This is a genomic window from Streptomyces sp. NPDC034049 (assembly GCF_055575575.1).
The window spans coordinates 1-24,767 of record NZ_JBVISJ010000002.1; the positions used below are offsets into that span (position 1 = coordinate 1).

General features: G+C 70.9%; 19 protein-coding genes and 1 pseudogene. 10 read left to right on the forward strand and 10 right to left on the reverse strand.

Annotated elements, in window-relative coordinates:
• The 4 genes from ACZ52C_RS04790 to ACZ52C_RS04805 form a co-directional block, all read left to right on the forward strand.
• Positions 1 to 741, forward strand: a 741-nt coding sequence (locus tag ACZ52C_RS04790) for an alpha-glucosidase C-terminal domain-containing protein (RefSeq protein WP_469073435.1), incomplete at its 5' end; no start/stop codon positions are given.
• A 94-nt stretch (positions 742 to 835) separates the two neighbouring features.
• Positions 836 to 2,323, forward strand: a complete 1,488-nt coding sequence (locus ACZ52C_RS04795; protein ID WP_469073436.1) for a maltokinase N-terminal cap-like domain-containing protein — start codon at positions 836 to 838, stop codon at positions 2,321 to 2,323.
• 28 nt (positions 2,324 to 2,351) lie between these two features.
• Positions 2,352 to 5,528 (forward strand): 1,4-alpha-glucan branching enzyme, encoded by a 3,177-nt coding sequence (gene glgB, locus ACZ52C_RS04800; protein WP_469073437.1) that lies wholly within the window; start codon positions 2,352 to 2,354, stop codon positions 5,526 to 5,528.
• A 394-nt stretch (positions 5,529 to 5,922) separates the two neighbouring features.
• Positions 5,923 to 6,459: a P-loop nucleotide/nucleoside kinase family protein gene (locus ACZ52C_RS04805; RefSeq protein WP_469074142.1), complete on the forward strand. Its 537-nt coding sequence runs from the start codon at positions 5,923 to 5,925 to the stop codon at positions 6,457 to 6,459.
• On the opposite strand, the gene ACZ52C_RS04810 is transcribed toward ACZ52C_RS04805, so the two are convergent.
• The 7 genes and pseudogenes from ACZ52C_RS04810 to ACZ52C_RS04840 all read right to left on the reverse strand — a co-directional run bounded on the left by ACZ52C_RS04810 (position 6,429) and on the right by ACZ52C_RS04840 (position 13,795).
• Complete coding sequence (locus ACZ52C_RS04810) at positions 6,429 to 6,929, reverse strand: hypothetical protein (RefSeq protein ID WP_469073438.1); 501 nt, start codon at positions 6,927 to 6,929, stop codon at positions 6,429 to 6,431. The two genes, ACZ52C_RS04805 and ACZ52C_RS04810, sit on opposite strands and share 31 nt — an antisense overlap.
• A 141-nt stretch (positions 6,930 to 7,070) precedes the next feature.
• Positions 7,071 to 7,198: pseudogene (locus tag ACZ52C_RS04815) on the reverse strand (IS21-like element helper ATPase IstB); the annotation flags it as partial.
• A gap of 102 nt (positions 7,199 to 7,300) precedes the next feature.
• On the reverse strand, positions 7,301 to 8,728 hold the full coding sequence (locus ACZ52C_RS04820; RefSeq protein ID WP_469073439.1) for a cytochrome P450 family protein: 1,428 nt from the start codon (positions 8,726 to 8,728) through the stop codon (positions 7,301 to 7,303).
• Between the two features lie 145 nt (positions 8,729 to 8,873).
• Positions 8,874 to 11,117: a HelD family protein gene (locus ACZ52C_RS04825; RefSeq protein ID WP_469073440.1), complete on the reverse strand. Its 2,244-nt coding sequence runs from the start codon at positions 11,115 to 11,117 to the stop codon at positions 8,874 to 8,876.
• A gap of 191 nt (positions 11,118 to 11,308) precedes the next feature.
• The gene (locus tag ACZ52C_RS04830) at positions 11,309 to 11,623 is read right to left on the reverse strand and encodes a thioredoxin family protein (protein ID WP_179202179.1); all 315 of its coding nucleotides are present in this window, start codon (positions 11,621 to 11,623) and stop codon (positions 11,309 to 11,311) included.
• A gap of 14 nt (positions 11,624 to 11,637) precedes the next feature.
• Positions 11,638 to 12,066 (reverse strand): MerR family transcriptional regulator, encoded by a 429-nt coding sequence (locus tag ACZ52C_RS04835; RefSeq protein WP_469073441.1) that lies wholly within the window; start codon positions 12,064 to 12,066, stop codon positions 11,638 to 11,640.
• A gap of 346 nt (positions 12,067 to 12,412) precedes the next feature.
• Positions 12,413 to 13,795: a cation:dicarboxylate symporter family transporter gene (locus ACZ52C_RS04840; protein WP_469073442.1), complete on the reverse strand. Its 1,383-nt coding sequence runs from the start codon at positions 13,793 to 13,795 to the stop codon at positions 12,413 to 12,415.
• Positions 13,796 to 14,301: 506 nt separating this feature from the next.
• On the opposite strand from ACZ52C_RS04840, the gene ACZ52C_RS04845 reads away from it, so the two are divergent.
• Both ACZ52C_RS04845 and ACZ52C_RS04850 read left to right on the forward strand, forming a co-directional pair.
• On the forward strand, positions 14,302 to 16,080 hold the full coding sequence (locus tag ACZ52C_RS04845; RefSeq protein ID WP_469073443.1) for an ATP-binding protein: 1,779 nt from the start codon (positions 14,302 to 14,304) through the stop codon (positions 16,078 to 16,080).
• Positions 16,077 to 16,766, forward strand: a complete 690-nt coding sequence (locus ACZ52C_RS04850) for a response regulator (RefSeq protein ID WP_319107794.1) — start codon at positions 16,077 to 16,079, stop codon at positions 16,764 to 16,766. Before ACZ52C_RS04845 ends, ACZ52C_RS04850 begins: the two co-directional genes overlap by 4 nt.
• 120 nt (positions 16,767 to 16,886) lie before the next feature.
• Here ACZ52C_RS04850 and ACZ52C_RS04855 read toward each other — a convergent pair whose 3' ends face one another.
• On the reverse strand, positions 16,887 to 17,441 hold the full coding sequence (locus ACZ52C_RS04855) for a hypothetical protein (RefSeq protein ID WP_469073444.1): 555 nt from the start codon (positions 17,439 to 17,441) through the stop codon (positions 16,887 to 16,889).
• 146 nt (positions 17,442 to 17,587) lie between these two features.
• Between ACZ52C_RS04855 and ACZ52C_RS04860 the strand changes: the two genes are divergently transcribed.
• The 3 genes from ACZ52C_RS04860 to ACZ52C_RS04870 are packed head-to-tail and all read left to right on the forward strand — an operon-like array spanning position 17,588 to position 20,755.
• Positions 17,588 to 19,009: an extracellular solute-binding protein gene (locus ACZ52C_RS04860; protein ID WP_469073445.1), complete on the forward strand. Its 1,422-nt coding sequence runs from the start codon at positions 17,588 to 17,590 to the stop codon at positions 19,007 to 19,009.
• 10 nt (positions 19,010 to 19,019) lie between these two features.
• Positions 19,020 to 19,925, forward strand: coding sequence for a carbohydrate ABC transporter permease (locus tag ACZ52C_RS04865; protein ID WP_469073446.1), 906 nt, complete (start codon positions 19,020 to 19,022; stop codon positions 19,923 to 19,925).
• A gap of 5 nt (positions 19,926 to 19,930) precedes the next feature.
• Positions 19,931 to 20,755, forward strand: coding sequence for a carbohydrate ABC transporter permease (locus ACZ52C_RS04870; RefSeq protein WP_469073447.1), 825 nt, complete (start codon positions 19,931 to 19,933; stop codon positions 20,753 to 20,755).
• Here ACZ52C_RS04870 and ACZ52C_RS04875 read toward each other — a convergent pair.
• On the reverse strand, positions 20,745 to 23,132 hold the full coding sequence (locus ACZ52C_RS04875) for a tetratricopeptide repeat protein (RefSeq protein ID WP_469073448.1): 2,388 nt from the start codon (positions 23,130 to 23,132) through the stop codon (positions 20,745 to 20,747). The two genes, ACZ52C_RS04870 and ACZ52C_RS04875, sit on opposite strands and share 11 nt — an antisense overlap.
• A 126-nt stretch (positions 23,133 to 23,258) precedes the next feature.
• On the opposite strand from ACZ52C_RS04875, the gene ACZ52C_RS04880 reads away from it, so the two are divergent.
• Positions 23,259 to 24,134, forward strand: coding sequence for a 5'-methylthioadenosine/S-adenosylhomocysteine nucleosidase (locus ACZ52C_RS04880; RefSeq protein ID WP_469073449.1), 876 nt, complete (start codon positions 23,259 to 23,261; stop codon positions 24,132 to 24,134).
• A 52-nt stretch (positions 24,135 to 24,186) separates the two neighbouring features.
• Here the strand turns inward: ACZ52C_RS04880 and ACZ52C_RS04885 are convergent, their stop codons facing one another.
• Entirely contained in the window at positions 24,187 to 24,636 is a 450-nt protein-coding gene (locus ACZ52C_RS04885; protein ID WP_469073450.1) for a PPOX class F420-dependent oxidoreductase, read from the reverse strand.
• Positions 24,637 to 24,767 lie beyond the last annotated feature (131 nt).

Consider the following 24,767-nt stretch of genomic DNA (forward strand, 5'->3'; position numbering starts at 1 on the left):
CAGTGGGGCATCTTCCTGCGGAACCACGACGAGCTGACCCTCGAAATGGTCACCGACGAGGAACGCGACTACATGTACGCGGAGTACGCCAAGGATCCGCGTATGCGCGCCAACATCGGCATCCGCCGGCGCCTCGCCCCGCTCCTGGACAACGACCGCAACCAGATCGAACTCTTCACCGCCCTGCTGCTCTCCCTCCCCGGCTCGCCGATCCTCTACTACGGCGACGAGATCGGCATGGGCGACAACATCTGGCTCGGCGACCGCGACGCCGTCCGCACCCCCATGCAGTGGACCCCCGACCGCAACGCCGGCTTCTCCTCCTGCGATCCGGGGCGGCTGTCACTGCCGACGATCATGGATCCGGTCTACGGCTACCAGGTCACCAACGTCGAGGCGTCCATGTCGTCGCCGTCGTCGCTGCTGCACTGGACCCGCCGGATGATCGAGATCCGCAAGCAGAACCCGGCGTTCGGCCTCGGCACCTACACCGAACTGCCCTCGTCCAACCCCTCCGTCCTCGCCTACCTGCGCGAACACAAGGACGACCTGGTGCTGTGCGTGAACAACTTCTCGCGTTTCGCCCAGCCCACGGAACTCGATCTGCGCGCCTACGAGGGACGCCACCCCGTCGAACTCATCGGCGGAGTGCGCTTCCCCGCGATCGGCGAACTGCCCTACCTCCTCACCCTCGCGGGCCACGGCTTCTACTGGTTCCGCCTACGCAAGGACGCCGTGTAAGCCCGACCGGAACTCCGGGCGGGCCGGTTTCCCCCGGCCCGCCCGGGGCACGCAGACAGGAACACCCCGCCCCCCGGGGAAAGGACGCGATTCCATGTCGGAAGCCGCTTCGCACTCCACCGCGACAAGTCCTGCACCACCACCTGCCGCCGAACCGCCGGCCGGGCTGCTCACCTCGCTGGAGCCGCTGCTGCGCGAGTGGCTGCCACGGCAGCGCTGGTTCGCGGGGAAAGGGCGGCCGGTCACCGGTTTCAGCCTCGTGTCGGCGACGGAACTGCTGCCGGTGGGCCCTGCCACGGCGAGCGGGTCGCCGGGGGCCGGCGAGTCCAAGGCCGGGCTGCTGCACCTTCTCGTCCGCGCGCACCAGCCGATGGTGCCGTCCCAGGGCGCTCCGGCACCTCCCGGCGACTGCTACCAGCTGCTGCTCGGCGTACGCCGGACCCTGCCGCCCCGGCTGGCTCCCGCGCTGATCGGGCACGTGGAGCAGGGACCGCTCGCCGGGCGGACGGTGTACGAGGGGCTGCACGACCCACGGCTCGCCGATGTCCTCCTGGAGGCGCTGCGGACCCAAGCCCGCGTCGGTGAGCTGCGCTGCGGACGCGACATGCGCCATGACATCCCCGAGGGCCTGGTGCCGCGTCTCGCCACCGCCGAGCAGTCCAACTCCTCGCTCGTCTATGGCGATACGTTCATCCTGAAGCTGTTCCGCCGGGTCGTGCCCGGGGACAACCCCGATCTCGAACTGCCGCTCACCCTGTCCCGTGAGGGCTGCCCCCGGGTTCCGGCGCCGGTGGCGTGGATGGTGGCGGACCTGGGCCGCGCCGGCGACCCCGACGGCCATCACGTGCTGGGCGTCCTGCAACCGTTCCTGCACGGCGCGGCGGACGGCTGGGAACTGGCGCTGAGCATGCTGGCCAAGGGCGAGGACTTCACCGCCGAGGCGCGGGCGCTGGGGCGGGCGACCGCCGAGGTGCACACCGCGCTGACCCGCGCCCTGCCCACGGTCACCCTGGGCCGGCCCCAGCTGGAGGCGATGGTCGCGGGGATGACCGAGCGCCTGGAGGCCGCCGCGCAGGCCGTACCCGCGCTGCGGCCGTACGCGCCCGGCCTGCACACCGCCTTCGAGGCGCTGGCCGACCTGGCGACCGAGGGGCGCACCTGGACGGCCCAGCGCATCCATGGCGACCTGCACCTCGGGCAGTGTCTGCGCTCGCCCTCCGGCGAGTGGTCGCTCATAGATTTCGAGGGCGAGCCGTCGAAGCCGCTGGCCGAGCGCCGGATGCCGCAGCCCGTCGCCCGCGACATCGCCGGCATGCTCCGCTCCTTCGACTACGCCGCGCACTCCCTGCAGCCCCCGGCCGCCGACTGGGCGACCGTGTGCCGGGCCGCGTACTGCTCCGGGTACGCGGACGTGGCGGGGGTCGATCCGCGGACCGATCCCGTGCTGCTGCGCGCGTACGAGACCGACAAGGCCGTGTACGAGGTCCTCTACGAGGCCCGGCACCGCCCCGACTGGCTCCCGGTACCCCTGGCCGCCGTCCGCCGGCTGGCCACGGACCCCTGCACCGACACCACCCCCTGACACCACCCCTCCCGAGGAGACCGTCCCTGTGACTCCCCGCCCGCCGTCCGACGACAGCACGCAGCACCCCGACACCGGGGCCGAGGCACCGGCCCCGGTGAAGAAGACCGCCGCGAAGAAGACCGCGACGAGGAAGACGGCCGCGAAGAAGACGACGGCCACGAAGGAGACCGTCGCGAAGAAGGCGACGGCGAAGAAGTCGGCGACCAGGAAGACGGCGGCGAAGAGCACGACCGGGGCGGTCGTGGCCGAGGCGGCGACGGGGGCACCGGCGGCGAAGACCGTGGCGAAGAAAGCCGCGGTGAAGAAGGCGACGGCGAAGAAGGCCGTGGCCAAGAAGGCCGTCACGGCGAAGAGCGTCGCGGAGAAGGCCGTCGCGAAGAAGGCCGTCGCCAAGACCGCGGCCGGAGAGAATTCGGCCGGAGAGAAGGCGGCGGTCGGGCGGAAGGCGGCGGCCAGGAAGACCGCGCCCCGGAAGACCACGGCCAAGAAGGCCACGGCCGGGCAAGCCGTGGCCGCCGAACCCGTCACGGCGGAATCCGCGACCGCCGAAGCGGGCAACGCGCGAATCGCGACCGTCGAAGGTGTCGCCGAGACGGCCGCCGCCAAGAAAGCCGTCACGAAGAAGACCGTCGCGAAGAAGACCGTCGCGAAGAAGACCGTCGCGAAGAAGACCGTCGCGAAGAAGGCCGTCGCCAAGAAGGCCGTCGCCAAGAAGGCCGTCGCCAAGACGGTCGGCGCGGAGACGGCCGCAGCCAAGAAGGGCTCCGCCGGGAAAGCGAGTGCGCGGAAGGCCGTGGCGGGGTCCGAGTCGGCCGGGGCCGAGCCGGCCGCCGCCGTGTCGGTGCTGGCGGGTTCGTCCACGCCTCCCGAGCCGACCGTCCCCCATCAGGCCACCGCGGAGCCGTCCGGCCCCGACCCGGTGGTCCCCCGGCAGTCCACGACCGAACCGCTGCCCGACGAACCCCCGGCTGCCACGCCGGTCGTCTCCCCCCAGGCCACCGAACCCGCGTTCTCCCCCGCGATGGACGGCGGTGACCGGGAGCGGTTGGTGGCCGGTACGCATCACGAGCCGCACGCGGTGCTCGGTGCCCATCCCGCCCCCGGCGGCGGTGTGGTGTTCCGGGCGTTCCGGCCGTACGCGCTCGGGGTGAGCGTGCGGGCGGGGTCGCTGCGCGCGGAGCTGCACGACGACGGGGGCGGCTTCTTCTCGGGGCTGCTGCCGCTGCGGGAGGTCCCGGAGGCGTACCGGCTGCTGGTGTCGTACGAGGGGACGGAGCAGGAGACGGAGGACGCGTACCGGTTCCTGCCCGCGATCGGTGAGCTGGACCTGTACCTCATCGGCGAGGGGCGGCACGAGCAGCTGTGGCGCGCGCTGGGCGCCGAGCCGATGACCCACCAGGGGGTCACCGGCACCCGCTTCACGGTGTGGGCGCCGAACGCGCGGGGCGTACGCGTGGCCGGGACCTTCAACTTCTGGGACGGCACGGGCTTCCCGATGCGGTCGCTGGGCTCCTCGGGCGTGTGGGAGCTGTTCGTGCCCGGGATCGGCGAGGGTGAGCTGTACAAGTTCGAGATCACCCGGCCGGACGGGTCGCGGACGTTCCGGGCCGACCCGATGGCCCGTCGCACGGAGGTTCCGCCCGCCACGTCGTCCGTCGTGCACACCTCGCACTACGAGTGGGGCGACGAGGAATGGCTGGCCAAGCGCGCCGAGACCCCCGCGCACGAGGCGCCGTTCTCGGTCTACGAGGTCCATCTGCCGTCCTGGCGGCCGGGGCTGACGTACCGTCAGCTCGCCGAGCAGCTGCCGGCGTACATCTCGGACCTCGGCTTCACGCACGTCGAGCTGCTGCCGGTCGCCGAGCATCCCTTCGGTGGTTCCTGGGGGTACCAGGTCACCGGGTTCTACGCCCCGACGGCCCGGCTCGGCACCCCGGACGACTTCAAGTACCTGATCGACGCCCTGCACCGGGCCGGGATCGGGGTGCTGATGGACTGGGTGCCGGCCCATTTCCCACGTGACGACTGGGCGTTGGCGGAGTTCGACGGGCGTCCGCTGTACGAGCACCAGGACCCGGCGCGGGCGGCGCACCCCGACTGGGGGACGCTGGAGTTCGACTACGGGCGCCGCGAGGTGCGCAACTTCCTGGTGGCCAACGCCGTCCACTGGTGCGAGGAGTACCACATCGACGGGCTGCGGGTGGATGCCGTCGCGTCGATGCTGTACCTGGACTACTCGCGCGAGCCAGGCCAGTGGACGCCGAACGAGCACGGCGGCCGGGAGAACCTGGACGCCGTCGCCTTCCTCCAGGAGATGAACGCCACCGTGTACCGGCGGGTGCCGGGCGTCGTGACGATCGCGGAGGAGTCCACGGCCTGGGACGGTGTCACGCGGGCCACCCATCACACCGGGCCGGGCGGCTTCGGCGGCCTCGGCTTCGGCCTGAAGTGGAACATGGGCTGGATGCACGACTCCCTGGGCTACATGGCCAAGGACCCCGTCCACCGCAAGCACCACCACCACGAGATGACCTTCTCGATGGTGTACGCGTACAGCGAGAACTACGTCCTGCCCATCTCGCACGACGAGGTCGTGCACGGCAAGGGCTCGCTGGTGTCGAAGATGCCGGGCGACTGGTGGCAGCAGCGCGCCAACCACCGCGCCTACCTGGGCTTCATGTGGGCCCATCCCGGCAAGCAACTCCTCTTCATGGGACAGGAGTTCGCCCAGGGCGCGGAGTGGTCGGAGGCGCACGGGCCGGACTGGTGGCTGCTCGATCCGGCGTACGGCGCGGAGGCGGACCACCGGGGGGTGCGGGATCTCGTCCGTGACCTCAACGCGGTGTACCGCCGCACCCCGGCGCTCTGGGAGCAGGACACGCGGCCGGCGGGCTTCTCCTGGATCACGGGGGACTCGGCGGAGGACAACGTCCTGGCGTTCCTGCGGTTCGCGGAGGACGGCAGTCCGTTGCTGGCGGTCTCCAACTTCTCGCCGGTGGTGCGGCAGGACTACCGGCTGGGGGTTCCCGAGGATGTTCCGGCGTGGCGGGAGGTGTTGAACACGGATGCGGAGGAGTACGGGGGGACGGGGGTGACGATGGCCGACCCGGTGAAGCCGGAGCCCCACCCCTGGCACGCCCACCCCGCCAGCATCCGCGTCACACTCCCACCCCTGACCACCCTCTGGCTCCGCCCGGCCTGACCTTTCGCCCCCGCCGCCCCTGCCCGTCCCGACCCAGGGGCAGGGGCGGCGCACCCACGAAAGGTCCACCGACGCTGTCGGCTATATGGTGAAGGCATGTGTTGCTGCGCTGCCATGACCACCCGTACCGCCGATTAGCGGCGGTATCCGCGGTTGCCCATCACCGCGGCCTCGTTGCTGGCCCCGGCCGGGGCCAGTGCCACGACGTACCGCCGGATCAGTGTCCTGCCGGCAGCCACTCGCTCATCGCTGTGCTGCCGGGTCATCCTGCCTGATCAGGGAAGTCATGTCTCCGTCGCAGCGCTTCGATTCACAGCACGAAATCCCGTCCCCTTGCCCGCATGGAGCCAGCTCCGCCGTCGCGGAGGATCAACCTGTCGCCACCCTGTTCCTGATGGTCGGGCTCCCCGGAGCCGGGAAAACCACCCGGGCCAAAGAGCTCGCCGCGACGCACCGGGCACTGCGGCTGACCCCAGACGACTGGATGATCCCGCTGTTCGGCGATTCGATGGCCGACGGTAAGCGCTGGGTGCTCGAAGGGCGGCTCATCTCGGTCGCCCTCCAGGCGCTGCGGCTGGGGACCAGTGTCGTGCTCGACTACGGGCTCTGGGGCCGCGATGAACGGTCGGCACTGCGCTGGCTGGCACGCTCGGCCGGGGCAGCATGCCAGGTGGTCTACGTGCCCGTGGACAAGGACGTCCAGCTCGCCCGCATCGCGCACCGCCAGGCGACGACACCGCATCAGACGTTTCCCATGAGCGAGACCGACGTAGACCGATGGCGGGAGCAGTTCCAGGTGCCTGACGCCGGCGAACTCGCCGGGGGCGAGATCCCTACCCCGCCGACGGACCGGCCTGGTTGGCCGGAGTGGGCGGAAGACCACTGGCCCTCGTCGACCTCTCAGTCGCTGGAACGCGGTGCGGGGGCGTAGGGCTCGATCTCGTGCCACGGTGGCGGGCCTCCCAGCTGCCGGCCGATGGTCTGCTGGGAGCTGTCGAGGCAGCGGCGGGCCGCGTTGACGAAGGCAAGCTGTCCGGATGCGAGCTCTGTCATGATCCGCTGGAGGTCGTCGCGGTTCTTCGGGCCGCGGTCGGCGACCAGCAGCGCGAACCGGCCGATGGCGTCGGCCAGGTCACCGGCGGCGTTCGCGACGTCGCGGTCCGCGACCAGACTGAGTGAGGTCAACGCGGCGTTGAAGGGTGGCCAGTTGGCGTTGTTGGGGCGGTCGTCGAGGTATGCCTCACGCAGTTCGATCTCTATTGCCGTGAACTCCCGGAGGAAGTCTCCGTAGGTCGCTGTCTGGGTGTTGCGCAACCATTGCTGGTTCTGGCTGCGGCGGCCGACGAAGCCGCCCACCACGATGCCGAGGATGGTGGCGACGGCACCGACGCTCGTGGACATCAGAGCATCCCAGGGGGCGGCCAAAATCGGTTCCTCCTTCAGCTCGGCGGTCGTGATCCGTGGTCAGCGTGCGGATCGACTGCTCCATTGTTGGTCACGAATTCTGCCGTGCGGGTCCGGATCGGGGGTTCAGGTGGTGGCTTACTGCTGTGCTCGGGTCCGGGCGAGCCGGTAGGAGTCGGTTCCGGGCTCGACAGTGTTGCCCCGAAGGTGAGCCGGTCGACGATGGCTGCGCAGAGCCGTTGGTCGGTGGTGGTCTTCGTCCAGCCGGAACCGGGTGGGCCCGGTCCAGCTCCTGCCCCCGGGTCCTGAACGGGCAGTTGCTCCGATGCGGTAGGGGCGGCGGTGGCGAGACACACAGCCGAGAGGGGTCAGCCACTCCTCCTGCCGGGCATCATCCGCCGCAACGCCCCCAACAGCCTCCGGCTCCCAGCTCGATCCACCCCCGGCTCCACAGCCGCCTCCGCAGGCGCCACCGCCGCGTCCACCCGCCGCTCCTCCACCGCCCGCACCGAACCGTGCCCCGCCAACTCATAACGCACCGGCAACAACTTCAACCCCCGCACCACAGGCCCCGACCGCCACGGCAACTGATCCGGCGGCAGCGTCAGCTCCGCCCGGCCGAAGTGTTCGAAGATCCGCCCCACCGCGGTCGCCACGATCGTCCCCGCCAACTCCCGCGCGGCACTGGGACACTGATGCTGCCCGGCCCCCCACGCCAGATGCGCCCGCGTACTGACCGCGGAGTCGACGAGGTGCGAGGACCCGATCTTCAGCAGGTCCCGGTGCGCCGCGGCGACGGACGGCGACACGATGTCCCCGGCCCGGATCAGGAAGTTCCCGAGCCGCACATCACGCGCCGCGAACCGGAAGCACAGATTGGCCGTCGGCGGATTCACCAGCGCGGCCCGGTTCACGGTCTCCCCGAGCTGCCCGTTCGACAGGCTCCGCCGCACGGTGGTGTTCCCCCGCAGCACCTCCAGCAGCGTGTTGCAGACCATGTTGCCGGTGATGTCGTTGAGGTAGACCGCGTTCATGAACAGCTCGCGGCCCAACTGCTCGTCGCTGAGCGACGGGTCGGACAGCAGCAGGTAGGAGGTCAGGTCCTCCCCGGGCCGGGACCGCCGGTGCGCGGCGAGCCGGGTCATCGTCCCCAGCGCCCGCCCGGTCGCCGCCCCCGCGTCGGGCCCGCCGTCCAGCATCCGCCACAGGTCCATGACCATCTCGTCGCCGAGTTCGACGGGGCACCCGAACAGCTTGGTCGTCACCATCAGCAGCAGCGGCCGGGTGTACTGCGCCGCGAGGTCGGCGAACCCGGTGGTGCCGGACTCGGCGGCGAGCACGTCGATCAGTTCGTCGGCGTAGCGCGCGACGGCCGCCCGCAGCTCCCAGCCCTCGGGCGAGTGACCGTCCTGGAAGGGCCGCATCGCCGAGTGGTAGCTCAGCCGCGCGTGCCGGTGCTCCTCGTCGTCGAAGAACATGGTCTGCCGGACCTCGTACCCGGCGAGCAGCGGCCAGTCCCGCGGCAGCCGCCCCTCCGCCCGTGCCCGCCAGTGCCGGACGTCGCGCCGCCACACGCTCTCGTTGCGCAGGACCTCCAGCACCTCGCGGTAGTCGAGGACCAGCCAGGCCGGCACCCCCATCAGCCCCACCGGTGCCACCGGACCGTACGTGCTCCGCAATCGCTCGTAGACGCTGCCCGGATCCCCGTCGAACTCCGAGGTCAGCAACGGCTCCACGGGCAGCGATTCCAGGCCGGGGCCACCGGCCGTGGCGTCCGCGAACGGATGTGTTTCCATGCCGACACGCATACCGCATGAATCGTGCACGAGCAGTGACCATGACCGTAACCGTTACGGGTTGGTGATCCCTGATGCACCTGTGGTGACGGTGGTGGGGGGCGCGGCCTTGCGGGTACCCGGCAGGCCGCACCCCCTGCCCACTTCAGGCCGGGGCCGGCAACTCCTCCAGCGCCTTCGGCAGTTCCTCCGCGTGCACGACGCCGAGCGCCTGTGTGGCCCGGGTCAGGGCCACGTACAGATCGCTCGTGCCGAAGCGCCCCGGCTCGACGACGAGGACGGAGTCGAACTCCAGGCCCTTGGCCTGCCGGGGGTCGAGGAGGACGACGGTGCGGGTCAGGTCGGGCTCCGCGCCCGCCGTGACGTTGTCCAGCCGGGCGGCCAGCGCCCGGTGCAGCTCGCGCGGCGCGATCACCGCGAGGCGCCCCTCGGCGGGGGTGAGGTCGGCGACCGCCTCGGCCACCTCGGCGGGCAGCTCCCGTGCCGCCGCACGGCGCGCCCAGGGCCGTACGCCGGTGGACCGTACGGAGCTGGGCGGTTCGAAGTCCGGCCGCTCGGCGCGGACGACACCGGCCGCGACCGCCATGATCTCGGCGGGGGTGCGGTAGTTGACGCCGAGCCGGGTGTGCTCCCAGCGGTCCTGGACGTACGGGGCGAGGATGTCGGCCCAGGAGCCGACGCCCGCGGCCTCGGCGGTCTGCGCCGGGTCGCCGACCAGGGTCATCGAGCGGGTCGGCGAGCGGCGCATCAGCAGCCGCCAGGCCATCGGCGACAGTTCCTGCGCCTCGTCGACGATGATGTGCCCGAACGCCCAGGTCCGGTCGGCCGCCGCCCGCTCGGCCGCGCTGCGGTGGTCGTCCTCCTCGTGCCGCTCGGCGAACCGCTCGGCGTCGATGATGTCGTGCGCGGAGAGCACCTCCGAGGCGTCGGGGTCGCTGTCCTCCTTGTCCTCGAACTCGTACGTCCGGGACGCGTAGGACACCTCCAGCACGCCCTGCGCGTACGCGATCTGGGTCTCCCGCTCCCGCTCGGCGCGGGCCCGCGCCGGCCGGTCGTCCTCGCCCAGCAGTTCGGCGGCCTCGTCGAGCAGCGGTACGTCGGCGACGGTCCACGCGCGCGTGACCGGGCGGCGTACGGCGTCGGCGTCCTCCTTGGGCAGATACGCGTCCGGCTCGGCCAGGAAGTCGGCGATCAGCCGGCGCGGGGTGATCCGGGGCCAGAGCCGGTCGATGGCGGACCAGACCTCGGGGTTCTCGGCCAGTTCGTCGCGGATCTGGGTGATGTCACTGGCGTCGAGGAGGTTGGATCCGTCGTACGGGTCGGTGCCGATGCGCTCGGCGACCATCTCGGTGAGGGTGTTGAGGATGTAGCCCTCGAAGTGCTCACGGGCCACGTTATGCGGGAGCTTCGCCTCGCGGGTGCGCTCGCGGGCGACCCGTGCGAGGTCGTCGTCGAGCATGAGGATCTCCCGGTCGTGCTCGATGGCGATCACCGGGTCGGGCAGCGCCTGCCGGTCCCGTACGACGGCCGCGAGGACGTCGGCCATGGCGGCGCTCCCCTTCACCCGGGCGGCGGCCGGGGTGTCGGTGGCGGTGGCCCGTACGCCGGGGAACAGATCGCCGACCGTGGCCAGCAGCACGCCCGTCTCGCCCAGCGCCGGCAGCACCTCTCCGATGTAGCCGAGGAAGGCGGGGTTGGGTCCGACGACGAGGACGGCGCGTTTGGCGAGGAGTTCGCGCTGCTCGTAGAGGAGGTAGGCGGCCCGGTGCAGGGCGACGGCGGTCTTGCCGGTGCCGGGGCCGCCCTCCACGACCATCACGCCCTGGTGCGGGGCGCGGATGACGCGGTCCTGTTCGGCCTGGATGGTCTGCACGATGTCGCCCATGCGGCCGGTGCGGGCGGAGTCGAGGGCGGCCAGCAGGACGGCGTCGCCGGTCGGGTCCTCGTACCCGGTGCGGGTCTCGTCGCCGAGGTCGAGGATCTCGTCGTGCAGGGCGGTGACGCGGCGGCCCTCGGTGGTGAGGTGCCGGCGGCGGCGCAGCCCCATCGGGGTGTGGCCGGTGGCGAGGTAGAAGGGCCGGGCGACGTCGGCGCGCCAGTCGATCAGGATCGGGGTGCGCTCGGTGTCGTCCTCGCGCAGCCCGATACGGCCGATGTGGTGGACCGCGCCGTCGGCGAGGTCGAGCCGGCCGAAGCAGAGCGAACCGTCGACGGCGTTCAGCGCGGCCAGCAGCCCCGAGCGCTCGGCGACCAGGATGTCCCGCTCCAGGCGGGCCTGCATGGGCGTGTTGCCCCGGGCGAGCGCGTCCGCGACGGATCCCTCGGTCTCACCGCGCAGGGCGTCCACGCGGGCGTACACCCCGTCGACGAATTCCTGCTCACGCCGCAATTCGCTGTGTTCCGCATGCTGTTCATCGTGCGAAAAGCCGGTGTTTGACAATTCCACTCCCGCCCGGATATACTGTGCTCACTGAACTTCTCTGCGACACGTTTCTCGAAGTCGCGAACCATTGAATATACGCAGAAAAAACCCCCGAGCGCAATTGCTCGGGGGTTTTCTCGTCCCTGATGGCGGAGAGGTCAGAGCACGTCGTCCAGTTCCGCCAGCAGCCGCCGCTTCGGCCGCGCGCCGACCATGGCCTTCAGCGGCTCACCGCCCTTGAACACCATGAACGTCGGCATCGAGAGCACCTGGTACGCGTTGGTGGTCTCCGGGTTGGTGTCCACGTCCAGCTGCACCACCTTCAGCCGCTCCCCCTCCTCCGCCGCGAGCGCGCTGAGCACCGGCCCCATCTGCCGGCACGGCGGGCACCAGTCGGCCGTGAACTCCACCAGCACCGGCAGCTCGGCCCCGATCACCTCCGCCTCGAAGTCCGCGTCCGTCACCTCTGCCACACCCGCCGCCCTGATCACAGCTCCCCGCCTCCCAGTTCACACACGGGCTCCGGACCCCCCGGAGCCTCCGCCTCGGCCGCCAGCCGCTCCCGCGCCCGCTCGGCCCGCGCCAACTGCTCGCCGACCGACGCCCGCACCGCCGCCAGCTCGCCGATCAGCGCGTCGAGTTCGTCGAGCTTCCGCCGGTAGACCGCCAGCGACGCCGGGCACGAGTCGCCCTCCGGGTGCCCGGCGCGCAGACACTCCACGAAGGGCCGGGTCTCCTCCAGGTCGAACCCGAAGTCCTGCAAGGTCCGGATCTGCCGCAGCAGCTTCAGATCCGCCTCGTCGTACGTCCGGTAGCCGTTCCCGGCCCGCCGCGCGGGCAACAGCCCCCGCGCCTCGTAGTACCGCAACGCCCGTGTCGTCGTCCCGGCCCGTTCCGCCAGCTCCCCGATGCGCATACGAGGACGGTATTCCTTGACGCCGACGTCAAGGCAAAGCGCCCCGTCAGGGACGTGGGGAACGCGCGAGAAACCCCGTCGGCGGGCGCGGACGGGGTTTCTCGCAGCGGAAAACCGAGTGACCAGGTCTATAGGGGGAGGACCTGGCCACTCGGGGTTCGTGGAGTTGTTCAGTTGTTCCGCCTGGTGTCCGTACGGCCGGGTCTACGGGGGGAGGACCCGGCCGTACGGAGTCTTGGGGGGAGAACCGCAGGCCCTCCAGGGGCGCGGGGAACTGCGCGACCAGCCACGCTCGACCGGCGGCCGAAGGACGACCCGCAGCCCCCCGGCGCACCGAGCGGAGCGCTCACGCCTTGGCGAGTTCCTTCTCACCCTCCGGCTCGGCGGCCGCAGCCGGCGCAGCCGACCCGTGGCCGTCGTCCAGCAGCGTCGCCTCGTCGAACGGCGCCTGCCCGGCGAGGACCTGGTTCACCCGCTCCTTGTCGATCTCCTTGGTCCAGGTACCGATGAGGACCGTGGCGACCGCGTTGCCCGCGAAGTTCGTCAGGGCGCGGGCCTCGCTCATGAAGCGGTCGATGCCGACGATGAGGCCGATGCCGTCCACCAGGGCCGGCTTGTGCGACTGCAGACCACCCGCGAGGGTCGCCAGACCGGCACCGGTGACACCCGCCGCGCCCTTGGAGGCGACCAGGAGGAAGAGCAGCAGCGCGATCTGCTCGCCGATCGCCATCGGCGTGCCCATCGCGTCGGCGATGAACAGGGACGCCATGGTCATGTAGATCATGGTGCCGTCGAGGTTGAAGGAGTAGCCGGTCGGGACGGTGATACCGACGACGGGCTTGCTGACACCCAGGTGCTCCATCTTCGCGATGAGCCGCGGCAGGGCGGACTCGGAGGAGGAGGTCGACAGGATCAGCAGGAACTCACGGCCCAGGTACTTGAAGAGCGTGAAGATGTTCAGCCCCGCGACGATCTTCAGCAGTGCGCCGAGGACGATGAAGACGAAGAGGAAGCAGGTGATGTAGAACCCGATCATCAGCACGGCGAGGCTCTTGAGGGCGTCGAGGCCCGCGGAACCGGTCACGGCCGCGATGGCGCCGAAGGCACCGATCGGGGCGGCCCACATCACCATCGCGAGGATGCGGAAGACCAGGCGCTGGATGTGCTCGATACCGCGCAGGATCGGCTGGCCGGTCTCGCCCATGGCCTGGAGCGCGAAGCCGGCGAGGAGCGCGACGAGCAGGGTCTGGAGGACCTCGCCGCCGGTGAAGGCGGAGACGATCGTGGTGGGGATGATGCCGAGCAGGAACTCGGTGGTGTCCTTGGCCTCGGCCGAGACCTGCGCCTGACCGGTCTCCTTGATCGCGTCGGTGACCGCGAGACCCGTGCCGGGCTCGACGATGTTGCCGACGACCAGACCGATGGCCAGGGCCACCAGCGACATGATCAGGAAGTAGACCAGGGCGATACCGCCCACGGCGCCGACCTTCGCGGCCTTCCGTACGGAGCCGATGCCCAGCACGATCGTGCAGAAGATGATCGGCGAGATCATCATCTTGATCAGGTTCACGAAGCCGGTGCCGATGGGCTTCAGCTCGACGGCGAAGTCGGGGGCGATGAGACCCACGGCGATGCCGAGGGCCACGGCCACGATCACGGCGATGTACAGGTAGTGGGTGCGGTCCCGCTTGGCGGGTGCGGTAGGTGCCGTATGGGCGGTGCTGGCCACGGCTGCCCTCCTCGTCGACGACGTCGTCGGCTCGCTGTTCCGGCGTGCGGCTCACGTCCGGGGGAATGCGGGAGTCGGTCTCCCTGGGGTGGGAACCGGCGGGTTCCCGGGTGGGAGACCGGCTCCCGGGGTGGGAACCGGCGGGTTCCCGGAGCCGGTAGCTGGGGGACTGCCGGCGGTGGGAGCGGGGGGCTCCCTCGGGGTGGGGGAGCCGGGGCTCCCGGCGGTGGAAGCCCGCGGGCTTCCGGGGCCGGAGGCCGGGGCCTCCGGTAGGAGCTGGGGGGCTCCCGGTCCGGGGAGGCAGGCTCCCGATGGGGGAGTGCTGCTTCCCGGGGTGGGAGTCGGGCTCCCGGCGGCTCGGGTTGTGGGGTCCCGGGGGCGGGAGTCGTACTCCCTGTCGGTGTCCGTGCTGGACGAGTCGATGCAGTGACTATGTCCCTCCCTGTGAGGGCGGTCACCCTTCCGTTCATTTAGTTCACGCCTACACGTCGATGCAGACTGTTGCCATGCGCGTCCCGCCCCGCCTCCGTCCCCGCAGTCTGGCCGGTCAGCTCTTCGCCGTGCAGGCGGTGCTGATCGCGGCCGTCGTGGCCGGATATGCGCTGTTCACCTACGTCAGCGACCGCTCCCAGGCGGATGAGGCGGGGGGCCGTCAGGCCCTCGCCGTGGCGGCCACGGTGGCCGACGCCCCGTCGGTGCGGGCGGCGATCCACACCTCCGATCCGACCGAGCGGCTCCAGCCGTACGCCACGGCGGTGCAGCAGCACGCCGGGGTCGACTTCGTCACGATCATGACCCGCGACGGCATCCGCTGGACGCACCCCGACCCCGACCGGATAGGCGAGCACTTCCTCGGTCACATCGAGAAGGCGCAGAACGGCGAGTCGTTCACCGAGACCTACACCGGCACTCTCGGCCCGTCGGTCCGCGCGGTCACCCCGATCGTGGAGAACGGCGAGGTCATCGGCCTCGTCAGCGCCGGCATCCGGGTCCAGGCGATCAGCGACCGCGTCCAGGACCAGCTCACGGCCCTGGTCGGCGTGGCCGCAGGCGCCCTCGCCCTCGGCGGCATCGGCACCTACATCGTCAACGCCCGTCTGCGCCGCCACACCCACAACATGAACGCGGCCGAGCTCAGCAACATGCACGACTACCACCAGGCCGCCCTGCACGCAGTGCGCGAGGGCCTGCTGATGCTCGACGGCCAGTACCGGGTGGCCCTCATCAACGACGGGGCGCGGGAGCTGCTGGGGGTGACGGACGAGGTGGTCGGCCGCTCCGTGGCGGAGCTGGGGTTGCCGGCGCCGCTGACGGGTGCCCTGCTCTCCTCCGAGCCCCGGGTGGACGAGGTGCTCCTCACCGCCGAACGGGTGCTGGTGGTGAACACCTCTCCGGTCTCGGGCGGCCAGCGCCGGGGCGCGGTGGTCACCCTGCGCGACGTGACCGAGCTGCAGTCCCTCACGGGCGAGCTGGACTCCGAGCGGGGCTTCACCCAGGCGCTGCGTTCCCAGGCGCACGAGGCCGCCAACCGCCTCCACACGGTCGTCTCGCTCATTGAGCTGGGCCGCTCGGACGAGGCGATCGACTTCGCGACGGCGGAGCTGGAGCTGGCGCAGGCGCTGACGGACCAGGTCGTGGCGGCGGTCAGTGAACCGGTGCTCGCCGCGCTGCTGCTGGGCAAGGCCGCACAGGCGAACGAGCGGGGCGTCGAGCTGGTGGTCTCCGAGGACAGCCGCATCGACGACGGCCTCCTCCCGGAGTCCCTCCCGGCCCGTGACCTGGTCACGGTCCTGGGCAACCTGATCGACAACGCGGTGGACGCGGCGCAGGGCTCGATGGGGGCGAGGGTGACGGTGACGGCGTACACGGATGAAGCGGGCGAGCCCGCCGAGACGGACCGGACGGGCGAGGCGGGCGGGGCAGGTGCGACCGCCGAGGTGGCGGGCGGCGGCTCGGACACCTCCGTCCTGGTGCTGCGCGTCGCCGACACCGGCGCCGGTGTGGACCCTGCCCTCGCGGAGGCCGTCTTCGAACGCGGCTTCTCGACGAAACCCTCCGGCCCCGGTGGCCGCGGCCTCGGGCTGGCCCTCGTACGGCAGACGGCGCGCCGGCACGGGGGCACGCTGACGGTGTCGCAGGCGCCCGGGGGCGGAGCCCAGTTCGAGGTACGGCTGCCGCTGGGCACCAGCGGTACGCACCGGACGGGGCAGGCCGTACCGGCCGCACCGACCGCACAGGTTGTCCAGGCCCCCCGGGCCACTGTGGCTGGAGGCGACGACGTATGACGCAGGCCGGGTCCGACCCCATCAGAGTCCTGGTCGTCGAGGACGACCCCGTGGCCGCCGACGCGCACATGATGTACGTCGGCCGCGTCCCCGGCTTCACCGCGGTCGGCAAGGCGCACACGGGCGCGGAGGCGCGGCGCGCGCTGGACCGCATGCCGGTGGACCTGCTGCTGCTGGACCTCCACCTGCCGGACGTGCACGGCCTGCAACTGGCCCGTTCCCTCCGCGCGGCCGGCCACCACGCGGACGTGATAGCGGTGACGTCGGCGCGGGACCTGACGGTGGTCCGGGAGGGCGTCTCCCTGGGCGTGGTCCAGTACGTCCTCAAACCCTTCACGTTCGCAACCCTCCGCGACCGTCTCGTCCGCTACGCCGAGTTCCACGCGGCGGCGGGCGAGGCCAGCGGCCAGGACGAGGTGGACCGGGCACTGGCGACCCTGCGGGCCCCCGGCCCGGCGGCGCTGCCGAAGGGGCTGAGCGCCCCGACGCTGGAGCGGGTGACGGTGGCCCTGCGGGACTCGGGCGAGGGCCTGACGGCGGCCGGGGTGGCGGAGGCGGTCGGCATCTCACGGATCACGGCCCGCCGCTATCTGGAGCACCTGGTGGACGCGGGCCGGGCGGCACGGAGCCCGCAGTACGGGCAGGTGGGGCGGCCGGAGCTGCAGTACCGGTGGGTGAAGGGGTAGTAGGGGCCGGGGCCGGCGGGGGCGCCGGGCGCGCGGAGCGGCCGGGAGTCAGCCGGGGGCGCCCGACGCGCGAAAGGCCCGGAGTCAACCGGAGGCACCCGACGCGCGGAAGGCCCGGAGTCAACCGGAGGCACCCGACGCGCGAAAGGGCGCGGCGTAGGCGACGACCTGCACCCCGAGCCCGAGGATCGTGAGGGCCTCGGCGGCGGAGAGCACGACGAGTCCGGTGCTGGTCCGCCCGCTCACCCAGTACACCAGCAGCCCGGCGAACGGGACGACACAGAAGGCCAGCAGGTCGATCCCGCACTGGATGACCTTGCGGAAGCGCCTGCGCGCATCGGCCCGGTGCGCGACTTCCCAGTCGAAAACTTTCTCCGCCCCGGCGAGCTGGGCCAGCCGCGGCCCGAGATCGCCCCGCACGTACGCCCCGATCGCGGAGATCTTCTCGTCGTTGACGAGGTAGGTCCACCCGAGCACGACACAGACGGGCGGCAGCGCGAGCAGCATGGCCGGCTGCTTGGCCTGCGCCGAGGCGGCGATGACGGCGGCGAGCACGGTGAGGGTGACATAGAGCAGATTGTCCCGAAACCCGATCCGCGTCTTCTGCTCGTCCTTGACGGTCTGATACTCGACGACCAACAACTGCCCGACGGTGACGTCGTCCCGTTCCGACACCCCTGCCCCCCTGTCCCGGCGCCAACCAAGCCTCTGCTCAAGCACCTTAAGGGGATCCGGTGCAGACGCATTGACCTGACTAGACCACTCCCCTTACCGTCACCGGGCACCACCCAAGGCCACAGCGACGTAGCCAGCAGGAGGTCGTGCCCGTGCGCCCCACCGCACCCAGTGCCCGCCGATCCCCCCTCCGCCTCCTCCTCACCGCCGCCCTGGCGGTCACCGCGCCGGGCGCGCTCGCCGCCTGCGGCAACGGATCCGGCAGTGACCCGGACACGGTGGAGGTCTCCTACAAACAGTCCACGGACAACCAGGTCCGGGTGATGGACACCTTCCTCGCCGACGTCAAGAAGCAGTTCGAGAAGGCGCATCCGGGCAAGAAGGTGAAACTCGTCCCGATCAAGGCCCCGGACTCGGAGTACTACACCAAGGTGCAGCAGATGCTGCGCTCGCCGAAGACGGCACCGGACCTCGTCTACGAGGACACGTTCCTCATCAACTCGGACATCACCAGCGGCTATCTGAAGCCCCTGGACGACTACTTGGCCGACTGGAAGGACTGGGACCAGTTCATCGACACGGCCAAGACCGCGGCGAAGGCCGAGGACGGGAAGACGTACGGAATTCCCGACGGCACGGACACACGCGGCCTGTGGTTCGACAAGGCGATCTTCGCGAAGGCGGGCCTGCCGGCCGACTGGCAGCCGAAGACATGGGAGGACGTGCTCGACGCCGCCCGCACCATCAAGGAAGAAGTCCCGGACGTCATTCCGCTGAACGTCTACACGGGCAAACCGGCGGGCGAGGCCGCGACCATGCAGGGCTTCGAAATGCTGCTCTACGGCACGGAGGGCGCGACGGCGGCCGGCGCGACCGACCCGTTGTACGACGAGAAGTCGAAGAAATGGAAGGCGGGCACCCAGGGCTTCAAGGACGCCCTCGCCTTCGTGGAGACGGTCTACCGGGAGAAACTGGGCCCGGAGGTCTCCGACGCCCTCGACCCCAACATCTCCACCCGGGTTCGCGGCGAACTCCTCCCCGAGGGGAAACTCGGCATCAACCTCGACGGCTCCTGGCTCCCGCAGGACTGGCTGCCCGGCAGCGGTCACGAATGGCCGGAGTGGTCGGAGAAGCTGGGCCTCGCCGCCATGCCGACCCAGCACGGCCAGTCCCCCGGCAAGGTGAGCATGTCCGGCGGCTGGACCTGGGCCATTCCCGACAAGGCCGGCAACCCCGACCTCGCCTTCGAGTTCATCGAGACGATGCAGTCGAAGGCGAACGCCCAGAAGTGGTACATCGCCAATTCAGGAATCGCCGTCCGCAAGGACGTGGCCGCCGACCCGGCCTATGTGAAGGCGCAGCCCGGCATCAAGTTCTTCACCGACCTGGTGTCGAGCACGCACTACCGGCCGGCGTATCCGGCGTACCCGAAGGTCTCCACAGCCATCCAGGAGGCGATGGAATCCGTGACGACGGGCGATGCCTCGGTGGCGGAGGCGGCGAAGAACTACGACGAGGAGCTGAGGACGGCGACGGACGACCAGGTGGTCGAGGGGACGGAAGAATGAGCCCCCGCGCATGAAGGGGCCGGCCACGGGACGGCCAGTGACGGGACCTCCTCACCCCGCGTTCCGGGTGTTCACCCGAGCCCTCCCCCTCACCCCCGCCACCGTCCTCCTGCTCCTCTTCCTCGCCGGTCCGATCGCCTACTGCGCCTACATCGCCTTCACCGACCTCCAGCTCACCGGCCAGGCCGAGGACTCCTTCATCGGCTTCGAGAACTTCCGCACGGCCTTCGGGGACGAGGCGTTCCTGAACGCGGTCTGGCTGACCCTGGTCTTCACGGTGATCTCGGCGCTGCTGGGCCAGAACACGCTGGGACTGGCGCTGGCGGCGCTGATGCAACGTGCGTCGAAGCCGGTTCGCACGCTGGTCGGGGGAATCGTCGTCACGGCGTGGGTCCTCCCGGAGGTCGTGGCCGGGTTCCTCCTCTACGCCTTCTTCCGCCGCGAGGGAACCCTGAACGCCGTCCTGGACTGGCTCCATCTCCCCACCCAGAACTGGCTGTACACGCTCCCGATCCTCGCGGTCTCCTTCGCGAACGTCTGGCGGGGCACGGCGTTCTCCATGCTGGTCTACTCGGCGGCCCTGAACGAGATCCCGAAGGAGATCACGGAGGCGGCAGAGGTGGACGGCGCGGGCGGCTGGCGCCGTATGTGGCACATCACGCTCCCGATGATCCGCCGCTCGATCGGCACGAACCTCATGCTGATCACCCTCCAGACCCTGTCGGTCTTCGGCCTGATCTGGGTGATGACGCGAGGCGGCCCGGGCGGCAAGAGCCAGACCCTCCCCCTCTTCATGTACGAGGAGGCGTTCCAGAAGAGCATGATCGGTTACGGCACGGCGGTGGCGCTGTTGTTGCTGGTGGTGGGTTCGCTGTTCTCGGTGGTCTATCTGCGGCTGCTGCGGACGGAGGTGTGAGTGCCGTGGCCTCCTCGAACACCCGACGACTCGCCGCCGACGCGGGGCTGCTCGTCATCGCCGCGGCCTTCGTGCTCCCGCTGGCCTGGGTGATCCTCTCGTCGGTGGACCCGAAGGCGAACCTGACGGTGAGAGTCCCGGACGGCGTGACCCTGGACAACTTCGACGCGGTCCTGACCCCGGAGATCACCTTCACGCCGCTGCTGAACAGCCTGCTGCTGTGCGGCGGGGGGACGGCGCTCACGGTGGTGTGCGCGGCCCTGGCGGCGTACCCGCTGTCCCGCTTCCGCTCCCGCCTGAACCGCCCCTTCCTCCTGACGATCCTGTTCGCGACGAGCCTCCCGATCACGGCGATCATGGTCCCTGTCTACGCACTCTTCGTGCAGGTGAACCTGATCGACACCATGCAGGGCACGATCTTCTTCTTCGCGGCTTCCCAACTCCCCTTCGCCATCTGGCTGATGAAGAACTTCATGGACGGCGTACCGAAGGAGCTGGAGGAGGCGGCGTGGACGGACGGCGCGTCATCGCTCCAGTCCCTGCTGCGGGTCGTACTACCGCTGATGGGCCCGGGCGTCGCGGTGGTGACCGTTTTCTCGTTCGTGATGATGTGGGGCAATTTCTTCGTCCCGTTCATGCTGCTCCTCACGCCGGAACAGATGCCGGCGGCGGTGAGCATCAATGAGTTCTTCGGAAATCGGGGAACGGTTGTTTACGGGCAGCTGGCCGCGTTCTCGGTCATCTATTCGACGCCGGTGATTTTGCTTTATGTGGGGGTGGCGAGGCGGTTGGGTGGGGGGTTCGCTTTGGGTGGGGCGGTCAAGGGGTGACGGGGGGCGCGGGCAGAGACTCAGCGCGGAGGCGTGCCTGAGCGGATCGGTCCAGGGTGTTCGCGCGGGCGTATAGATCTGCGGCTTGTAACCAGTGGCCGCGGGCTAGGACCGGACGGTCGGCGGCCTCGTGCGCGAGGGCCAGGCTGTGAAAGGTCTGGGCTGTGCCGTACCAGTCTTCGAACTCCTGGAAAATCTCCAAAGCCATGCGATAGGTCTCGATCGACTTCTCCACCTGGCCTGCCGCCAGAAAGGCGGCACCAAGGTTCCCCAACGCCCCGGCCTCGCCATGGCGGTCTCCTGAGGCCTGGTGAAGCTTACGGGAGCATGTGAGAGCATCGATCGCCTCCCCGACCCGCCCCAGCACATTCAGGGCGCTGCCGAGGTTGTTCCACGTCATGGCCTCACGGTGACGCCACCCATTGACCTGGTACAGGTCACGGGCCCGGACAAGGGCATCGACCGCCTCCTCGACCCGGCCCGCTTCTCTCAGAGCGATGCCAAGATTGTTCCACGTGCTGGCCTCACCCAGACGGTCTCCGGCGCCCCTGTACAGATCACGAGAGCGTGTGAGGGCAGCAACCGCGTCGTGCACTCGGCCCGCGTCGAGCAGGGCGCTGCCGAGGTTGTTGCAGGCTATGGCCTCACGAACGTGATTCCCGGAACGGAGCATGACCTCCCGCGCGGTCTCGGCCACAGTGACCGCGTCGTCCAAGTACCGCCGCCAGGCCAGATACTCGCCCAGGCACTCTGCCAGCCGCACCGCAGGGACCGCGAACCGCTCCTCCGACGCCCAGAGCACCGCCGCCACGAGCCCCGTTCTCTCACCGTCACACCATGCCAACGCGTCCTCACGGGTGGCGAAGCCCTCTGGCTCCGTCTGCCCCCGCAACCATCGCAGTCGCTGATCCGCGCTATACGCTCTGTGACAGTAGAGGTCAAGCACCCGCCCCCGCGCCGCCTCCCCCTCCTCCCGCAACTCGACATCCCCCGCCACCACACCCGCCCCGAACACCCGCACCAAGTCATGCAACCGCCACCACCCGCGCCCACTCCCCCGCTCGACGAGATGCGCACGAGCCAGCGCCCGCAGCTCGCCCAGCGGAGCGGCCTCCGCCCCCACCAACGCGGCGGCGACCTCGTCGCTCACCTCAGGCCCCGGCGCGAGCGCCAGCAGCCGCAGCAACCGGGCCTGTTCGAGCGGCAGCCGCCGGTACGACAGGTCGAAGGCGGCGCGGACGCTGCGCGCGCCGTCGTCGAGCTGCGCGAGCCGGTCACGTGATGCCGCCAGCTCGTCGACGAGTTCGGCGACCGGCATGCCCGGATCCTCCACCAGCAGGGCGGCGGCGATCTGGAGGGCGAGCGGCAGATGTCCACAGAGGTCGGCGAGCCGCCCGGCCGCGCCGGCGTCGTCCGCGACACGGCTGTCCCCCGGCTCGGCGGTACGCAGTGCGAGGTCGAGCAGCCCCCGCGCGTCCTCCGGCGTGAGCTGGTCCAACGGTACGAGCCGTGCCCCGAGTTGAGTGAGACGGTCGCGCGACGTGACCAGCATCCGATGCCGGCCGTCGCCCGGCAGCAGCGGCCGTACCTGATCGACCGACGAGGCGTTGTCGGCCAGCACCAGCACGGCCCCTCGCTCGCTCCCCCGCTCCGTGAGCACCGAGCGATAGAGGCTGGCCCGGTCGTCGGCCCGGGCCGGAATCCGCTCCGGCGGGACCCCGAGCGCCCGCAACAACGACTGCAGCGCCTGGTCGGCGGTGACCGGCTCCTCGTCGTACCCGTGCAGATCGACGAAGAGCACCCCGCCGGGGAACCACCCCTCCCCGCACGCCAGATGCGCGGTCTCCACGGCGAGCGCGGTCTTCCCGATGCCGCCGAGCCCGGACACGGCGCTGACGAGTACCGCCGCCGAGCCGTCGAGCGCCCGCAGCAGCTCGGCCGTCTCCCCGTCCCGCCCGGTGAACCCGCCGGGCCTCGGCGGAAGCGAGGCCAGGGCCTCCGGCGCGGCGGCCGCCCCGCCGAAGTGGATCACGACCTGGATGCCGATCGCCTCACGCAGGAAGACCCCGCCCCGGAAGTCGGAGTGGTCCCCGCCGTACCAGGCCGCCCCACTGCCCGGCGTGTGCCGCTCCATGGCCGCCGCCACCGCGCCCGCGACCGCCGGATCCCCGGCCAGCAGGCCGGCCAGCCCCTCGCCCCACTCCCGTACGGCATCCCGCCGTGCCGGGTCCCCTGCCGCTTCCCGCGCAGCCTCGGCGACCTCCGCGACCGACGCCCCGGCCGCCGCCCCGACCGCCCGCGCCAGCGCCTCCACCGCCCGGCGCCCGTCGTCCCCGCACGCGCCCTCCGCCAGGGCGGTCAGCAACGCCGCTTTCATCCGTCCGTCCGCTCCCCGTTCCGTACCGTGAGAGCCCACGGTACGGCGTTGGAGCGAGGGTCGGCCGACCGTTCGACGCGGTTCAACGGCGCGATCCCGTCTTCGACTTGGCAGTACCGTGGACAGGTGCCCACCCCTGACGCACCCCCCGTGTCCGCCGTCGTCCTCACCGCGCTCCCGGTCGAGTACGCCGCCGTACGCGCCCTCCTGACGGATCTGGAGCCCGACGAACGCGTCCACGACGACGGCGCCCGCGTCGAGGTGGGCCGGATCGAGGGCACGTCCTGGACCGTGGCGATCTCCGAGCTGGGCGAGGGCGCGCTGCACGCCGCCGCGCGCACCACGCAGATCGTCGGCTGGCTGCGCCCCGAGGTGCTGCTCTTCGTGGGGGTGGCCGGCGGGCTCAAGGACGACATCGAGATCGGTGACGTGGTGGTCGGTACGAAGGTGTACGGCATCCACGGCGGCAAGGTGACCGACCAGGGCTTCCAGGCCCGGCCCGAGGTGTGGCACGGGTCGGGGCGGCTGGTGCCGGCGGCGCGTTCCGCCCTGCGGGCACTGCCGGACGTACGCGGCCATCTGAAGCCGATCGCGTGCGGCGACGTCGTCCTGGCCGACGACAGGTCCGCGCTCGCCGAGCAGATCCGCCACCACTACAACGACGCCTGCGCGATCGAGATGGAGGGCTCGGGCGCGGCCCACGCGGCCCATCTCAACGGCCAGTTGGACGCCCTGGTCGTCCGGGGCATCAGCGACCGTGCCGACCGCCACAAGCACCGGGCGGACGCCTCGGGTTCCCAGGAGCTGGCGTCCCGGCAGGCCGCCGCCGTGGCCGTGGCCGTCCTGCGCGAGCACCGGCCGCGCGGCGGCGGTCCCTCCGACTCCCGGGAGGGACCCTCGCGCGGCGACGGGGACGGGACGGTGGCCTACGGCGGCGACCACATCGACTTCCGAGGGGGCACCTTCCACGGGCCCGTCACCGGCAAGTCGAACGGACGGTAGCGCGGAGCACCGGCCGCGGATCCGCCGGGAGTTCACTGAGCCGACTCCCCGCTCACCCTTCCGGCAACACCCCCGCCCGGAACGGCTCCACACCCACCACCCGTCGCACCCGTTCCGCCTCGATCAGGATCATCAGGCGCCGCTCCCCGGGGAGCAGCCACGGATAGCGCTCCTCCCCGATGTACTTGCGGGTCAGCCGGTCCATCGCCCGCTCCGCCTCCTCCCCCTCCACGAAGCGGACGACCCGGCCCCGGATCTCGGCCCGGTCGTAGGGGTTCTCGGGGTCGATGTGGGAGAGGGAGACGCGCGGGTCGCGGCGCAGGTTCTCCTCCTTCACCCGGCCCACCGAGGTGTTGACCATGACGTACTCGACCCCGGCGGCCTCCTCGATGTCCACCCACATGGGTGACACCTCAGGCGCCCCGTCCTGCCCCACCGTCGCCAAGTGCCAGAAGTTCGGCGCCAGTAGACGCTCCCGTATGTGCCCGTCCAGCTTCGTCATGGCGTCATCCCTACCCAGCCCGTCCAGGCATCCGCCCGCACGCCCCTCGGATCCCAGGAGTCACAGGCCTCTCGCCACCCGTATTTTCCTACAATCCGTGTTTGTGGCCGAACAGCCCGTAGTCACCGCAG

Coding starts and splice junctions, on each gene's coding strand:
- ACZ52C_RS04835 (WP_469073441.1), bottom strand. CDS start 12,066: ATGCGCATCGGGGAGCTGGCGGAACGGGCCGGGACGACGACACGGGCG.
- ACZ52C_RS04795 (WP_469073436.1), top strand. CDS start 836: ATGTCGGAAGCCGCTTCGCACTCCACCGCGACAAGTCCTGCACCACCA.
- ACZ52C_RS04820 (WP_469073439.1), bottom strand. CDS start 8,728: ATGGAAACACATCCGTTCGCGGACGCCACGGCCGGTGGCCCCGGCCTG.
- ACZ52C_RS04885 (WP_469073450.1), bottom strand. CDS start 24,636: ATGACGAAGCTGGACGGGCACATACGGGAGCGTCTACTGGCGCCGAAC.
- ACZ52C_RS04865 (WP_469073446.1), top strand. CDS start 19,020: ATGAAGGGGCCGGCCACGGGACGGCCAGTGACGGGACCTCCTCACCCC.
- ACZ52C_RS04845 (WP_469073443.1), top strand. CDS start 14,302: ATGCGCGTCCCGCCCCGCCTCCGTCCCCGCAGTCTGGCCGGTCAGCTC.
- ACZ52C_RS04850 (WP_319107794.1), top strand. CDS start 16,077: ATGACGCAGGCCGGGTCCGACCCCATCAGAGTCCTGGTCGTCGAGGAC.
- ACZ52C_RS04810 (WP_469073438.1), bottom strand. CDS start 6,929: ATGTCCACGAGCGTCGGTGCCGTCGCCACCATCCTCGGCATCGTGGTG.
- ACZ52C_RS04875 (WP_469073448.1), bottom strand. CDS start 23,132: ATGAAAGCGGCGTTGCTGACCGCCCTGGCGGAGGGCGCGTGCGGGGAC.
- ACZ52C_RS04805 (WP_469074142.1), top strand. CDS start 5,923: ATGGTCGGGCTCCCCGGAGCCGGGAAAACCACCCGGGCCAAAGAGCTC.